The 19,014-nt window shown below is 45.0% G+C and carries 1 protein-coding gene; it reads left to right on the top strand.

Annotated features, from left to right (window positions below):
• The first annotated feature begins 150 nt into the window (after nucleotides 1-150).
• The gene (locus tag AB5150_RS11420; protein ID WP_368291882.1) at nucleotides 151-19,008 is read left to right on the top strand and encodes a fibronectin type III domain-containing protein; all 18,858 of its coding nucleotides are present in this window, start codon (nucleotides 151-153) and stop codon (nucleotides 19,006-19,008) included.
• Nucleotides 19,009-19,014 lie beyond the last annotated feature (6 nt).

The following is a 19,014-nucleotide window of genomic DNA, read 5'->3' as shown; positions in this document are numbered from 1 at the left end:
TTTTTTATGTTTAGAAAGTCAAGTGATTATTTCATAAAGCACATTGAATAACATATTGATTTTTGGTAAAATTGTATATAAATGGGGTTTCCAGACACTTATACTGGTTATTCCGCAAATGTACATATCAAGAAAGGCAGGGAGTAATTTATGAGAAGAAGTTATGGCAGACGAATGATCGCATTTCTCATGGCATTCATTATGGCATTGTCCGTATTGTTCCAGAGTGATATTGCGGTCGGAGGGATTGCGCAGGTGCTGGCGGCACAGTCACAGAATGTGGCGACGGCCAGTGATGCGGAGAAGCAGAGTGATGTGGGGGATTCTGTTGCCACGCTGGCGGCGGATGATGCTATAGATCTGAATGCGGACGGATATTATTGTTATACAACGGTGACATCCGGTAAGACGTATTCGGGAAAACCATGGACGCTCACTTCGTCAGAGCTGGTGGTAAAGAAGATTGGAGATACGACCAACGACACGAAGCTGTCGTCAGATTATTATACTGTAGAATACAGTAACAATGTTAATGTTGGTACGGCAACAGTTACAGTCAGAGGTAATGCAGACATGAACTGCAGCGGTACTCTTACATGTACCTTTACTATAAAGGCAAAGAGTATAACTTCGACTGCACTTTTCTATATAGATGGAAAAGAGAAAGCGAACCAGCATAAAAATTGCAAAAATAAAATTTACACATATCAGGCTGGTGGTGTATGGCCGCAGATATATGTAAAGACAGCGAATACATCATCAGGATATTTCCTTACAGAAGGAACTGACTATGTTGTCGATTATTATAACAACGACGAGGAGTCAGAGGTAGTGGAGGATCCTCTTGGGGACGGTCCTAGAGTTGTAGTGTCCGCTGCAAAGAACAGCAATTATAAGATCGGTAGCGACGGAGAGTATTACATATACTACGGAATCAGCGCTGCAAACCTCAGTGATCAGGAGATATCACTGGAGGGTGATACATTTGTATATACAGGAAAACCTATAAAGCCGGCTGTTAAGATACTGGACAAGACCAACAACAAGTATCTGCACAGCATAGACGAGTGGGGTACAAATGACTATGAGTACAAGGTTGAGTATACCAACAATACAGATGTTGGAACGGCGACTGTCACAATAACAGGAGCACCTACCAGATTCAAGGGAACTGTCACCAAGACTTTCCAGATCGTGGATCAGGGAACTGAGGTATACAGCATAGCAGACGCTGACGTTACGGTGGATGACGACCTTGTATATGACGGAACTGCCAAGACTCCAAGTCCGGTGGTTAAGTATAAGGGCACGACACTTGTCGAGGGCAAGGATTATAAGGTGTCATACTACACCAACAATACAAATGCATCCACATCCACATCTAAGCCATCACTGACTATATCAGGACTTGGTTCATATGTGGGTTCAAAGACGGTGAACTTCACCATCAAGCCTAGGAGCACGGAAAATCTCTCCGTAACATTTGATGATGCAGTGTTCAACACCGCAAACAACATAACGATACAGGTTTCTCCACAGAATATTTCTGTCAAGGATAAGGAACTTGGAACTACACTTAAGTTATCCCAAGATTTCTCATATGACTTCAGTGAGTATTGGAATGCCAAGGATTACAATGTAGGAACACATAAGTTTAATATAGTAGGTATTGGAAATTACACTGGAACTGTTCCATGTGAGTTCCAGATTGTTGCAGCGGATATATCCAAAGCTGTAATAACTGCCGATGACGCCGAGTACACAGGTTCTGAGGTGACCACAACCCTGTCAAAGGTCACATTCAGCAATACGGATCTTGTGGAGGGCGTTGACTACGAGATATCAGGTTATGAGAACAACGTGGAGATCGGAAATTCAGCCAGAGTCATGATCAAGGGTCTCGGCAATTTCCAGGGAACATGTGTAGGTACATTTGCGATAAAGACATCTAAGATCAGCATGAATGATGTGGAATTTTCTACGATATCATCGATGAAATATACCGGAGCACAGTTGAAGCCGGATGTGACATTGACATACGACGGCAAGACACTTGTGGAGGGAACCGATTACTCTGTTGCTTACGGCGAGAATATCGTGCCGGGAACCAACAATGGTAAGGTTACATTTACAGGTATGGGAGACTATGCGGGTACTGTGTACAAATCATTTAACATACTTGCAAAGTCATTCTCAGATGCCGATGTAAAGCTGACTGTGAATAAGTCCAGTTATGAATATACCGGAGAGAACATAAAGCCGGATATAACAATTACATACAACGGAATGACATTGGTTGAGGGAGTTAACTACACCTTCCCGTTCAGCTACAAGGAGACCGGAACATGGACAGTCATTGCCATGTCAGCATCGGTATATTATTCCGGTTCAAAGTCATTCCAGATCACTATAGTTGCTCCGTCAGGTGATATGGGCAAACTCACATATGAGGATATACCTGACCAGTATTATAACGGCGGCGAGGTGAAGCCGGAGCTTACCATTAAGAATGGCAGTTATGTTCTGAAGGAGGGAACAGACTTCACAGTCACCGACAGAAAGAACAATGACAAGATAGGAACTTCTACTATTACTATAGAAGGAATGGGCTCATACAGCGGAACTAAGGTTCTTGAGTTCAACATTTTACCTAAGCCTCTTGAGGACTGCGATGTCAAAGATATATCCGACAGCCAGTACACAGGAGAGGCATTAGAGCCGGCAGTCACCATCAAGAATGGCAGTGTTGAGCTGGAGCAGGATGTAGACTATACGGTAGAGTACAGCAATAACACGGATGTGACAGATGAGGCCAAGGTCGTAATAAAGGCTGCAAATGATAATTATACAGGCGAGATCGTCAAGTATTTCAAGATAACACCTGTTTCAATCATTTCATCTTCAAGCGGAATGGGAATAACCCAGGCCGACCAGTCACAGATGTACACAGGTATGGCCATCGAACCGGTGATAAATGTAACCAGATACGTTAATGGTGAAATTATCAAGCTGGAGAGAGACAAGGACTATACTGTTGAGTATGCGAATAATATAGAGGTAACAGGTTCAGGAGAGAAGGCTTCGATCACTGTAACCGGTATAGGAAATTACACAGGACAGAAGGTTATACGTTTCGAGATAGAGAAGAGAGCTGTGTATAACTGTCAGATGGATGCTATAGCGGATCAGTTGTGGACAGGCTCAGCTATAACACCTGAGATCAATATATACAACGGTGAGATCAAGCTTGTTGAGAATGAGGATTACACAGTAGAGTATGCAGACAACACGGATGCCGGAAAAGCGTCAGTGACCATAACAGGCTGTGGTGATCATTACACAGGTCAGATCATCAAATACTTCAATATTACTAAGGAATTTATAGACATAAGCACAAGTGACAAGATCACTTTGACGGGACTTGAGGATCAGTCATACAACTTTGGCATGGCGGTCAGACCAAGCTTTACTCTGAGCTATGACGGCGAGGAGATGACAGCCGGATCAAACGGTGATTATACATATACCTTCAAGGACAACTATGAGGTCGGTACCGCAACACTTGTCATAACAGGTGTGGGCAAGTACAAGGGAACAAAGGAATACACGTTCAAGATCGCCAAGTATGACATATCAGGTGATACACTGATCATATCAGGCGACACATTTGAATATAGCGGTACTGCTATCAAGCCATCACTTGTGGCTGTGAAGGTTGGAACCGTCAACAGAATAACATCATTTGATGATTTCAATGTCACATACGGTGAGAATACAAATGTTGGAAATGGAAGTGTGACCATCACTCCAAAGGCGGACAGCAGCTATACAGGAGAGCTCACACAGAAATTTGTAATATACAAGAAGAGTATTACAGGTGCAACAGTTTCAGCTTCAAGTGTGACATACACAGGTAAGGCACAGACTCCTGCGGTGACAGTTACATGCAAGGACGGAATGGCAGTGCCTTCAGGAAGTTATAGCGTTGAGTATGCCAACAATATCAATGTTGGTACAGCTAAGATCACGGTAACAGCTCTGGAGGATGGCAATTTCGATGGAACCGCTACAGGAAGCTTCGAGATAAAGGCTATAGATATTGCCGGAGCCGATGTGGCTGATATAGCTGACCAGACATACACAGGCTCAGCGATAACACCGGATATAACAGTCAGCTACGATGGCACCGAGCTTGTTGAGGGTGAGGACTATGTTGTATCTTCATATGATAATAATGAGAATGTCAGCACGGCTTCAGCTAAGGCGTCGATAACCATAACTGGTAAGGGCGTATACAGCGGAACAAAGAAGATCGAGTTCAATATTGTTCCTGCATCAGTCAGCAAGGCAGTTGTAACAGGCGTTGAGGACAGTGTGGTATACACTGGCGCAGATATAACATTTGCAGGACTGGCAGTTACAGTGTCGGGCAGAAAGCTCACTGCTGCTGACTACACAGTGAAATATACAAATAACAGAAATGCTTCCACAACTGACAGCAAGGCAGAGATACTTATCACAGGTAAGGGCAATTACACCGGTGAGAAGATAGTTCAGTTCGTGATCGAGCAGAAGGATATAGCAGATTGCACAGTTCAGCCGATCAGCGCACAGATCTATACAGGAAAGGCTGTTGAGCCTGAAGTGACTGTCACTGACGGTGCAAACACTCTTGTAAAGGGAACGGATTATACCGTTGCATACAGCAACAATATCAATGTCACAACAACCGAGTCAAAGGCTGTTGCTGATATAAGTGGAACAGGCAACTATAAGGGATCTGTGAAGGCAACATTTGATATTGCCAAGAAGATCGTCAAGATAACAGATGCGGATGTTGCTGATATAGCAGATCAGACATACCACATGGGAGATAAGATAGAGCCGGCTGCAACAGTCACAGTGGATGGCGTGAAGCTTGACGCTGACTGCTATACGGTAACTTATACAAACAATGTGAATGTCGGAACTGCGACAATGACAGTTACAGGTATCACTGTACAGGGATATTCAGGAACTGTCGAGAAGACATTCAAGATACTTCCATTGTCTATTGCAAAGGCAGTGGCATCTAAGACTTATTCAGCGGTGTACACACCGGCTGGAACGACATTTACAGTGGAGAGCTTTGACATCACAGTTGATGGCAAGAAGTACACTGTGACGGACATGTCAGATTTCACTGTAACACAGAAGAACCTGATAAATGTTGGAACAGGAACAATAACAGTTACTGCAAAGGCTGACTGTAATTTTACAGGAAGCTTTGATATCGCAGTGACAATAACTGCAGCGAAGATAGAGGAGAGCTGGGCAAGCCTTGAGCAGACAGAGTTCAGCTATACCGGATCTGAGATAACTCCTGAGCCGGTTGTCAGAAGTGGAAATGTCATTCTCAAGAAGGATGTCGACTATACACTCAGCTACGACAGCAATGTGGAGTGTTCCGATAAGGCAAGCGTGATGGTGACAGGTACAGGTAACTATACAGGAGAGGTAAAGCTTCTCTTTACTATCGGTGCGAAGTCGCTCACGGGAGCAAAGGTAAGTGCTCAGGCACAGAGCTATACAGGTAAGCCGCTCACCACGAAGATCTCAGTCGTACTTGGAGACGAGAAACTTGTAGAGGGCCAGGATTATACAGTAGAGTATGTAGAAGGCGAAGTTACAAATGCAGGAACCGGTAAATTCAAGATCAAAGGTAAGGGCAACTATACCGGAGAGCTTGACGGCACATTTGTCATAAATGCGAGAAGTATAAATGCTGAGGGCATTATGGTTGCAGGTGTGGCAGATAAGACATACACCGGATTTGAGATAACACAGGATATAACAGTTAAGGATGGAGATGCGGTTCTCACAGAGGGAACAGATTACACTGTCGACTATGAGAATAACGTCAATGCATCGACCACAGATTCAAAGGCTGCAGTTATAGTCAGAGGTAAGGGTAACTATGACAGCAGTACAACAAGACGTGTAGAATTTACAATTGGACAGAAGGATATAACAGATGCAGAGATGGACGGCGTGGAGAGTTCAGTCGTATACACAGGAAAGGCTATTACATTTGATCAGGCTGTGCTCACTGTGGACGGTGTTAAGCTTGTAAATGGTGTGGACTACGAGACTGAATATGTCAACAATCTGAATGTATCTACTGCCAGCAGCAAGGCGAATATCATCTTCAGTGCAAAGGGTAATTATACAGGAAAAGCAAGCTGGACATTCACTATCACAGCAAAGAGCATAGAGGATTGTACAGTCAGCGATATTCCGGGACAGACCCACACAGGAAAGGCACTTACACCTGACATAACAGTCAAGGATGGCAGCAGAACTCTTGTGAAGGGCACGGATTATGATGTCGTATACAGCGACAATATTGAGGTGTCAACAGCAGACAAGCCGGCAAAGGCGGTTGTCACAGGAAAGGGCAACTACACCGGATCTGTACAGAAGACATTTATGATAGCAGAGAGAGTTATAGATATAACACCTGCGGTCATCTCTATAACAGACAAGGGACCATTTGTATATAACTATGGCAAGCAGATCACACCGGCTATATCAGTTACACTGGATGGAGAGGTGCTTCCAGAGGATGCGTATACAGTAAGCTATCAGAGCAATGTGAATGCCGGAAAGGCATACATAATCGTGACAGGAGCCGGAGAGTATCATGGAGTCATAGATACATCATTTACTATCGAACAGCTCGATGTGACAGGAGGAGTCCTTGAGCTTGAGAAGGATGCTTACGGATATACCGGAAGCGAGATCAAGCCTGTAGTGACAGGAATCACTCTGGCTGGCGGCAGCATAGAGCCTGGCACAGATTTTGACGTGACATACAGCAACAATATAAATGTAGGCAGTGGAGAGATAGCTCTCACAGCCAGAAGCAGTTCAAACTATAAGGGAACAGTTACAGGCAAGTTTGCGATCACTGCGGCAGACATCACAGATGCCCAGCTCACGGTTGCCGATCAGACATACACAGGTGCTGCACTCAAGCCGGCAGTGACAGTATATCTGGGACAGACAAAGCTTATAGAGGGAACAGATTACACAGTGGGATATGCTGACAATACCGATGCCGGAACAGCAACGGTTACTGTAAAGGGTATGGGCAACTATGCCGGAACAGTTAAGACGACCTTCAAGATCGCAGCAAGATCCATAAGTGCAGCAAAGATAACTGTTGCAGATCAGGTGTATACTGGAGCTCCGCTTACACCGGAGATAACAGTTACATTAGGTGGAAAGCAGATCGCAGACACCGAGTATGATGTTGACTATAGTGGAAATACCGATAAGGGTACAGCCACAGTGACGATAACAGGTAAGCACAATTACACAGGAACAGCATCAGAGACATTCACCATATCCGCAATGGATATAAGCAAGTGCGTGGTCTCACCTATAGCGTCTGTTGTATACGACGGAACAGCCCACAGTCCAAAGGTTACAGTCAAGAACGGAGAGATAGTTCTGACAGAGGACAGTGATTATGACGTCACATACAGCGACAATGTAAGTGTTACAACAGACTCAAGAAAGGCAAAGGCAACTATCACAGGCCGTGGAAATTATACAGGTCAGTGTGTGGCTGAGTTTGAGATAACAAAGGCAGACTTTGCAGATGCAGTCATAACAGGAATACCTGAGAGTGTAGAGTATACCGGTGAGAGCATAGTCCTCACAGGATATGAGCTCACACTTGGAGATACAAAACTTGTAGAGAATCAGGATTACGTTGTTGAGTACACTGATAATAAGGAGATCGGAACAGCGACTGTCAGATTCATCGGAGCAGGCAATTACAGCGGTGAGAAGACTGCAGCCTTCAAGATAACAAAGGCAGATATAGCAAACTGCGAAATCAGCCCGATCCAGGGACAGACATGGACAGGTAAGGCCATAGAGCCGGTGCTCACCATAAAGAATGGCAGCGTCACCCTGAAGGTCGGAACAGACTATGAAGTTACATACAGCAACAATATAGACGAGACGGATGAGGCGAAGGCAGAGATCACCGGTATTGGCAACTATACAGGAACTGCTGTAGTCTACTTCTCGATAACAAGAAGCGTTGTGGATATAAACGGCGCTACAGTGTCGGCTATACCGACGCAGACATATGCATTTGGCAAGGCTGTAACTCCTTCAGTCACTGTTATGTATAACGGAATTACACTGAAAGAGAATACAGATTACACCTTAACATATGAGAACAATATAAATGCTGGAACAGCATATGTGATCATAACCGGAACAAAGTATTACTCCAAGACAAAGAGAGTAAGCTTCGCCATCAACCCTGCGGACATATCAGCAGGCCGTGTGGTTATAGATCAGGAAAGCTTTGTGTACACAGGAAAGAGCCAGAAGCCTGAGGTTACAGGCATAGAGTTTGGAGATGTGATGATAACTGATATGGACAGCTTTGACATAAGCTTTGGCAGCAATGTCAATGTAGGAACAGCGTCCATCAGCGTATCAGCAAAGAGCAACACCAACTACAAGGGCAGCGTGACAGGTGAGTTTGCCATAACAGAGGCAGATCTGTCAGGCGCAGCAGTTGAGGTAGACGATGCGGTATATCAGGGAACACCTCTTACCCCGGCTGTCAGGGTAACACTTGGTACAGTGGTTCTGACAGAGGGCAGGGATTACACTCTGAGCTACAGCAGTAACACAAACGTAGGCAAGGGTACTGTAAAGATTACAGGAAGTGGCAATTATAAGGGCACCGTCAGTGCAGAGTTTGCTATAACAGAGAGAACGATCACTGATGCCGATGTGGAAGTCGCAGATCAGATCTACACAGGTAAGGAGCTCACTCCTGATGTGGAAGTAACACTTGGAGACAAGCTTCTGACAAATGGTGTGGATTACACAGTTACCTATGAGAAGAATGTCAATGTCGGCACGGCAAACGTTATAGTAAAGGGAACCGGCAATTATAAAGACACTATCACAAAGACCTTTAGAATAGCTGCAGCAGACATTTCAAGTGCAGTTGCGTATAAGATCAGTGATCAGACATATACCGGAAGTCCTATCACCCCGGCAGTGACAGTAAGCATGGCTGATGGAACAACACTGAAAGCCGGTGTTGACTATGAGGCTGAATACACAGGAAACACAGATGTTACGACAAAGGATGCACCTGCACAGGTGGTTATCACAGGAAAGGGCAACTATGTAGGAACCCTCAGAACAACATTTGCGATAGTACCTAAGTCACTTACAGGAGTCGCCATCAGCGGATACAGTGAGTCTGTGGCTTACACAGGTGCTGATGTGACATTTGCAGATATTATAGTTGCCGATGGAAGAGAGATCCTCACAGAGGGAATTGATTACAGGATCACATACACAGGCAACAAGGCAGTCACAACAGAGGATGGTACATACTTTACAGTAACAGGTACAGGCAATTACACCGGAAGCAAGGATGTACACTTTGTGATTACGGCAAAGGATCTCAGGGAATGTGATGTCGAGGAGATTGAAAGCCAGATATACACAGGAAAGGCCATAGAGCCGGAAGTAACGATAAGAAATGGTAATGTTCTTCTTGTGAGCGACGTTGACTATGATGTCACATATGAGTCGAATATAAATGAGACTACAGAGACAACAAAGGCTAAGGCTATAATCACAGGAAAGGGCAACTACACAGGAAAGGTAACGAAGGAATTCGTTATAGGAAGAGTATTTACAGATATATCAAAGGCTGAGATAGAGGCTATTCCGGATCAGACATATACATTTGGACAGGCCATAACCCCTGAAGTCAAGGTAAGCTTTGGAGGAAAGGCACTCACACTTAACACCGACTATACAGTGACTTATACCGATAATATTGATGCGGGAACTGCAACTGTAAAGATCATAGGTACAGGTGATTACAACAAGTCAGTTACAAAGACATTTGTCATAAAGCCGGCAGATATATCAAAGGCGTCAGTAGTTCTCAGGGGAACATCATTCACCTACACAGGTGAGGCGATTACACCTGCAGTGACAAGACTTGGCGTTCCTAATGGTGGTGTGACTGAGAGTATCACAGATCTCTCTTCATTCGCTGTGGAATACAGTGACAATACAGATGCCGGAACGGCAAAGGTTACTGTAAGTGCAGGAAAGGATACGAACTACACCGGAACTGCATCAACCACATTTACTATCACAAGAAAGAGCATAAGCGGTGCGGTCGTGAGCGTGGCAGATGCTGAGTACACCGGATCAGAGGTTATACCGGATGTAAAGGTAACTCTGGGAGATAAGGTGCTGACAGCAGGCGTGGATTACACGGTATCGGCTGAAAACAATGTAGAGGCAGGAGAGGACGCTCTGTTAAAGATCACCGGATGCGGTAATTATGAGGGCGTACTGAGCCAGACATTTGAGATCAGTGCAAAGAGCATAGACGGCGGAAAGTGCAGCATACCGGCTCAGGTATATATAGGATCTGCGCTGACACCTGATGTAGTTCTTGAGGTTGGAGGCAAGACTCTGACCAAGGGTGAGGACTACACAGTTACATACGCAGACAACATAGATGTCACAACGGCTGAGAAGAAGGCATCAGCGATCATCAAGGCCATGGGCAACTACACAGGAAAGCTCACAGTTTACTTTGACATCACGGCAAAGACTCTTACAGCAGCCGATGTTGACAGCATTGATGCTCAGGAATACACCGGCGAGGCGATAGAGCCAGTGGTGGTCGTAAGAAACGGAGACACAGTTCTTGTTGCGGGAAGAGATTACGATGTAACATACAGCAACAATACAGACAAGACTACAGAGGCGAGAGCAGTAGTCAAAGGTAAGGGTAACTATCAGGGAACCGTTACAAAGCTGTTTGAGATATGCGGAGCAAGCATAGCACCGGCGGTTGTGACAGGAATACCTGAGAGCGCAGAATATACAGGTGACAGCATAACCTTTAAGGACATAACAGTTGTGATGAATGGAAAGACACTTGTATATGGAACAGATTACACAGTAAGTTATGAGAACAATGTCAATGCAACCACTGAGGACAGCATGGCATACGTTATCATAAAGGGTAACGACAACTACGGTGGACAGATAAGAACAGCCTTCAGCATAACCCCAAGAAGTCTTGAGAAGTGCAAGGTCGATGCCATCGGAGGACAGACATATACAGGCAGGGAGATCACCCCTGAGGTTACAGTAAGAGATGGATCAAAGGTACTCGAAAATGGAAGAGACTACACGGTATCTTACAGTGACAATATCGAGGTGGGCAAGAATGCCAAGGCAGTTATAGAAGGTAAGGGCAACTACACCGGACAGCTTACAGCAGAGTTCACCATCGCAAAGGAAGTGCTCGACATTTCAAATGCGGTGATAAGTGATATCGCAGATCAGTATTACAACTTCGGTGAGGAGCTCACACCTGCACTCAGTGTAAATCTTGGAGGAAGAAAGCTTACAGAGAATGTTGATTACAGCGTAACCTACACTGATAACATTGAGGCCGGTACGGCTACAGCTACAGTGAAGGGAATCGACCAGAATAAGGGCGAGGTAAGTAAGACATTCAAGATCCTTCCTATAGATATAACAACTGCAGAGATCGCACTTGTGAAGAATTCATATGGTTTCACAGGAGATGCGGTAACAGCAGATGTAGAATCGATAACAGTCACAAGAAATGGAGTTAAGAAGGTACTCACAGATCTCGCAGGATTTGAGATCACATGTACAGACAATGTAAATGTCGGTACGGCTACAGTTAAGATCGCCGCAGGCGAAGGCCAGAGCTATACAGGAAGCACAAGCACATCCTTCAGGATCGTTGCAGCTTCAATAGAGCAGGCAGAGGTCGGCGTTGACAGTGCAGTATATACGGGAAGCGCGATCACTCCTGTATGCAGAGTAGTTCTCGGAGGAAAGACTCTTGCAGAGGGCGTTGACTACAAGGTAACAGTTTCAGGCAATGTGAATGTTACTGACAATGCACTGGTTACTATAGAGGGAACCGGAAATTACACCGGAAAGCTTTCACAGAAGTTCAGCATAACTCCTAAGAGGATATCACAGGCTGAGGTGAAGGCCGATGATGCTGAATACACAGGAAGCGCAGTTACGACAACAGTCAGTGTAGTCCTTGATGGAAAGACTCTTGTTCAGGGAACTGACTATAAGCTCAGCTACAGCGACAATGTGAATGTCACATCTGACACAGCAAAGGCTGTTGTGACAGTGACAGGAACAGGCAACTACACAGGAACAGTCCAGGGAGAGTTCTCTATAACTCCTATGGATATATCAAAGCTTGACATACCGGAGATACCAGATCAGACATACGGCGGTCAGGCAGTAAAACCTGAACTGAGAATTGTAAATGGCAACAATGTTCTCTCAGAGGACACTGATTACACAGTGGCATACGAGAACAACGATTCGGTTACAGACAAGGCCAGCGCTATTATCTCAGGTAGAGGAAGCTACAAGGGATCAGTGACCAGAACATTTGCTATAAAGGCATACAGCATAGACAATGCAGAGATAAGTGGAATCCAGGATGCGGTAGTATTTACAGGAGATGCCATTGAATTTGCAGATATAGCAGTTGTAGTAAACGGCAGGACACTTGTGAACGGTACGGACTACACAGTAAGCTACGAGAACAACCTGAACGTTACAGATGAGAAGAATCCTGCATATGTGATCATAAAGGGCACAGGAAACTACGGCGGACAGGTTAGAACAGCATTTGCCATAACAGCTAAGAATATCGGCAGATGCAGCATTGATCCGATTGGCGGACAGATATACACAGGTAAGGCGGTTGAGCCTGAGATCACAGTCAGAGATGGCGCAAGGATACTGGAGACCGGAAAGGATTATGACATTACTTACAGCAACAACACAGATGTGACAGACAGTGCTGAGGTCACCATAACAGGTAAGGGCAACTACAGAGGCAGCAACAGTGCGGTATTCACCATCACACAGGAGGTTGTGGATATATCAAAGGCTGTAATGAGCAAGGTCGATGACCAGTATTACAACTTTGGAAATGCCATAAGACCAGAGGTTACACTTACATATGGCGGCAAGACATTGACACAGGATGTGGACTACGAGCTTGTATACATCGACAATATCAATGAAGGTACGGCGACGATACAGGCAAATGGTATCAACAAGAACACAGGCTCGGTGAGCACAACATTTGCCATAAAGCCAGTAGATATAACAACTGCTGAGGTTGTACTTGAGAATGACTCATTTGAGTACACGGGATCAGAGATCAGACCTGCAGTTAAGATGATAACAGTAAGCAGGGATGGCAAGGCGACGGCAGTGACATCTATGACAGCATTTGATGTGACATACACGGACAATACAAATGTCGGAACTGCTGGTGCGGTTATAAAGGCAGCACAGGGAAGCGGATTTACAGGATCTGTGACAAAGAAGTTTGAGATCACAGAGGTGGATATCGCACAGGCTGTAGTTGATGTGGAAGACCATGTGTACACAGGAAGTGCAGTAAAGCCTGCATATACAGTGACACTTGATGGCAAGAAACTCACTGCGGGAACAGATTTCAATGTGGTGTTCAGCAACAATGTAAATGTTGGAACAGCAGCCATCCTCACAGTGACCGGTACAGGAAACTACAAGGGAACAGTTGTCGCATACTTTGCGATAACTGCAAAGGATCTGAGCAAGGCAGATGTGAATGTCCAGTCATCAGTTTACACTGGAAAGCCACTTACACCGGCTGTGACAGTAACTCTCGATGATGAGATATTAAATGCAGACATTGATTATGTTGTTTCTTACAGCAACAATGTGAACGCTACGACAGCAAAGTCAAAGGCGACTGTGACCGTCAAGGGAACAGGAAACTATAAGGGCACTGTGACTGCTACATTCGACATTGAGCCAAAGGCGATCAATGAGGCGAAGATCAATGATATACTGGATCAGATGTACAGCGGCAGTGAGATCAGACCGGATGCAAAGGTGACACTCGATGGAGTACAGCTTGTTGCAGGAACGGACTACACTGTGACATATGAGAACAACATAGAGGTTTCAGATTCAGCCAAGCTTATCGTAACCGGTAAGGGCAATTACAAGGGAACTGTAGAGAAGAACTTCAGTATAAAGAGTCTCACTCTTGAGGACGCAGAGGTATCAGGTATACCAGCCGGCACAGAATACACAGGAAAGGCCATAACATTTGGCGAGATCGTTGTGACACTGGTCGGAAAGAAACTGTCCGAGGATGAGGATTACACAGTAGAGTATAAGAACAATGTAAACGTGACAGACAGTGCGGAGGTTGTGATAACAGGTATCGGCAATTACAGCGGAGAGCTGAGCAGAACATTCAAGATCACAGCTAAGGACATAAGCAAGTGTAGAGTCGATGCGATTGGCGGACAGGTACACACAGGAAAGGCTGTAACACCTGAGGTCACAGTGAGAGACGGAACACAGGTTCTCGTGTCTGGAACAGATTACAAGACAGAGTACAGCAACAACATAAATGAGACAACGGCCAGCTCGAAGGCTGAGATCAAGATCACAGGATCTGGTAACTACACAGGAAGCATAACAGTGAACTTCACGATATCTAAGAATCTTGTGGATATATCCAAGGCTGTGATAAGCAAGATCAGTGATCAGCTTTACAACTTCGGCCAGCCGCTCACACCGGATGTGACAGTTACATTTGGTGGAAAGACACTTGTATACGGCGAGGATTACGCACTCGTATATGTGGACAACATCGATGAGGGTGTGGCAACCGTAACAGTTAGAGGTATCAATTCAAATACCGGATCTTTATCGGCTAAGTTTAACATCAATCCGGTCGATATAAGTGATGGACAGATAGCTCTTGATGCATCCGAGTATATGTATACAGGAACAGCAGTAAAACCGGTGATCAATTCATTTACAGTGAAGAGAGCTGGAAAGACAGTGACAGTTACTGATTTTGACAACCTTGAGATCAGCTACTCGTCAAATACAAATGTTGGAACAGGTAAGGTTACTATAAAGGCACTTGAGGGTGAAGGCTTCACAGGAAGTGTCAGCAAGACATTTGCAATAGTAGGTGCTTCAGTCGACAATGCTTCAGTAAAGGTTGGAAACGGAGTTTATACGGGTGAAGCTGTAACTCCGGATCACACAGTTACACTCGGAGGCAGGACACTTGTTGAGGGACGCGACTACAGAGCAGACTACAGCAACAATGTGAACGTGACAGACAGTGCAGTGCTCACCATCACAGGTATGGGTAACTACAGTGGAAGCACCACAGCAAGATTTAAGATAAGTGCCAGAAATCTTGCAGATGCAGACATTACGGTGGCATCGGCAAGATACACAGGAGATCCACTTACACCTGCAGTTACAGTTTCACTTGGCGGAACAGCTCTTGTGGAGGACAGAGACTTTACAGTTTCATACAGTGACAATGTGAATGTCACAACAGACACAGATAAGGCAGGCGTTACCATCACAGGTATAGGCAACTACACTGGAACGGCGGTTGAGAAATTCGATATCGCAGCTAGAGACATATCTCTTGCAGAGATAAAGGACATCGACAGACAGAATTATACCGGTAATGCGGTTACACCAAAGCTCACGGTTGTTGACGGACAGAGAGAGCTTGTGGCAGGCAGGGATTACACCGTAAGCTACAAGAACAATGTCGAGGTGACAACGGCAGCAGTTGCGGTGATAACAGGAAAGGGCAATTATTCAGGAGCTGCCAGCAAGCTGTTTGCTATTGGCGGTGCTGATATTGCAGATGCAGATATAACAGGTATAAAAGACAGCGTAACCTACACAGGAAAGGCAATAACATTTGCCGGACTTAAGGTAACATACGGCGACGATGTACTTGTGGCAGGAAGAGACTACACTGTATCATACAGTGGAAATAAGAACGTGACGGACAAGGCAAGTGTTACCATCACAGGTATTGGCAACTACACAGGAAGTGTTAACAGATACTTTGCTATAACAAGAAGAAATCTTGCAGACTGTCATGTGAGCGAGATCGAGGGTCAGATTTACACAGGCAAGAAGATAGAGCCGGAGCTCACAATTACATATGGAGATCTGGTGCTTGTAGAGGGTGTTGACTACGAGATCGAGTACAGCAATAATATTGAGCCTACAGCAGGCGGACAGTCGGCAAAGGCAACAGTAACAGGTAAGAGAAGCTACACAGGAACTGTGGAGAGAGAATTTACCATTACAAAGGATCCTGTAAATATAAGCGGAGCCAAGATCAGTGCAATACCTGATCAGGAGTTTGCAAAGAAGAATATCACACCTGCGGTAAATGTTACATACGGTGGCAAGACGCTTGTACAGGGAACTGATTACAAGGTTTCATACATCAATAACTATAATGTTGGAACTGCCACAGTGACGATCACAGGATATGGAGACTACGTAAGTTCTAAGACGGCAACTTTCGAGATCGTCAAGAGAGACGTAACAGGTTATGTAGCAGAGCTTTCAAAGAGCAGCATGACATACACCGGAAAGGCACTCACTCCATCAGTTACAGCTATTAACAGCAGTGACGGAGCATTTGTGCTTGACGATGAAGATATCGCGGGCTTCATAGTGAGATATGCTTCAAATGTAAACGTTGGAACAGCAACGGTTACAGCTACAGCAGGAAGCCGGTCTAATTACACAGGAAGTGTGACAGCAACATTTGCCATAACAGCGGCATCAATCGATAATGCAGTAGTTGTGGCAGAGGATACGGAATACACAGGAAAGCCGGTAACTCCAGCCGTTACAGTGACAGTCAACGGTGTTGTGTTATCAGCAGCGGATTACACAGTGGCTTACAGTAACAACACTGAGGTCGGAACCGCAGAGGTAAGCATAACAGGAAAGGGCAACTACACCGGAGAGACAACAGGTACATTTGAGATAACAGCAAGAAGTATCAAGAACTGTACAGTTGAGTGCAGCACATCGATCGAGTACACAGGAAACCAGCTCATACCTGTTGTAAAGGTAAAGAATGGTGATGTGGAGCTGACAGAGGGAGTTGACTACATACTCAGCTTCGATATGAACACAGATGTGACAGGACGCGCAAAGGTGGTTGTGACCGGTAAGGGCAACTACAAGGATTCAGTGACAAGATACTTTGCAATTACAAAGAAGAGTATCGCTGGAGCTGAGATCAAGGGTATTACAGGAAAGGTATTCACAGGTAATGCAATAACACAGGATATTGAAGTTGAACTGGATGGACAGAAGCTCAGCCAGGGAACGGACTATACTGTGAAGTACGAGAACAATGTTCATGTAGGAACAGCAGTCATAACATTAACAGGTGCAGGCAACTACACAGATTCTGTAAAGAAGAGCTTTGTGATAAGCAAGGCAGATATAAGCAACACGGCTGTTATAAACGGAATTGAGTCCGAGGTTATATACAAGGGCACAGCATTTAAGTTTGATAATGTCACGATAACATGGGGAACAAATGTGCTGAAGGAAGGCAGAGATTACACGATCACATACCAGAACAACAGCGGAATCACCATGACGAGAACAAGTAAGGCTTCAGTCACTGTGAAGTTCATGGGCGACTACAAGGGAAGCGTTACAAAGCAGTTCAGGATCAAGGCATTTGACATATCAAAGGCAACCGTATCAGCGATAGCAGACAAGACCTACACAGGATCAGCGATCAAGCCGGCGGTTACAGTTAAGATCGGCAGAACAGTGATAAATCCAAAGGAGTACACGGTTGAGTACAGCAACAACGTGAAGCCGGGTGTTGCAAGTGTTACGATCACAGGACTTAACAACTTCTACGGAACAAAGAAGGTTACATTCAACATCCTTCCTGCAAAGGTGAAGAACCTTGCGGCAAGCGGTGAGACAACAACATCACTGAAGCTATCATGGAGCAGCAGTGCATATGCCCAGGGATATGAGGTGTACAGATATGATACAGGTAAGAAGACATATGTGAAGGTTGCAACAGTGACGGGCACAAGCAGCAATATCACAGGTCTGGCAGCGGGAACTGATTACAAGTTCGCGATATCAGCATATGTGAAGTCGTCAGGCAAGACACTGTATAGCGAGAAGACAGTCATAAATGCAGCAACAAAGCCAGCTAAGGTTTCAGGTATTTCATTCAGCAGCAGGGCAGAGAAGTCGATAGCGCTCAAGTGGAATACAGTTAAGGGAGCTACAGGCTACAAGGTATACAGACTTGTAGCAAAGGACAATTACAAATATCTTGGTTCGACATCAAAGACAGCTTATAATGTAAACGGTCTGACTGGAAGTACAGCTTACACATTCAAGGTAGTTGCATACAAGAAGGTCGGCAGCAAGGAGCTCGTTGGTGAGGATGCTACAGCAAGGATCATGACAACGCCATCGGCAGTCAAGAATCTTAAGATCAGTGCCAGAAGCAATGCATCGATAACGATGAAATGGAGCAAGGTAAACAACGCTGATGGATACATAGTTTACAGATACCGCGGCAACAGAGCAGTCAAGATCAAGACCATCACAAGCAAGTCAAAGGTCGTATTTGTAAGCTCAAAGCTCAGTGCCGGAACAACGTATAAGTACAGAGTTGTGGCATACAAGAAGGATGGAAAGGCGATCGTAGAGAATGCCGGAACATATGTATCAGGATTTACACTTCCTGCAACACCTGTTGTATCAGCGAAGGCCGGAGTCAAGCAGGCGAAAATTGCATGGAAGAGAGCCAAGGGAGCAACAGGTTACATCGTATACATGTCAACATCAAAGCGTGGCACGTATAAGGCTGTTGCAACTATAAGAAAGGCAGGAACTACTTCATACACCAAGAAAGGCCTGAAGAAAGGCAAGACATATTACTTCAAGGTGCGTGCATTTAACAAGTCAGGTAAGACAACATATAAGAGTTCATACTCAACAGTAAAGAAGATCGTTGTCAAATAGTGACTG

Origin of the sequence: Coprococcus sp. RTP21281st1_F1_RTP21281_210402 (genome assembly GCF_040915325.1) — a bacterium.
GTDB lineage: Bacteria > Bacillota > Clostridia > Lachnospirales > Lachnospiraceae > Coprococcus > Coprococcus aceti.
The sequence above is the reverse complement of the archived record's forward strand: the minus strand, read 5'-3'. Positions and strand labels throughout refer to the sequence as shown.

Bases quoted from the DNA above. Each gene is read 5' to 3' on its own strand.
- AB5150_RS11420 (WP_368291882.1), top strand. From the start codon at position 151: ATGAGAAGAAGTTATGGCAGACGAATGATCGCATTTCTCATGGCATTC.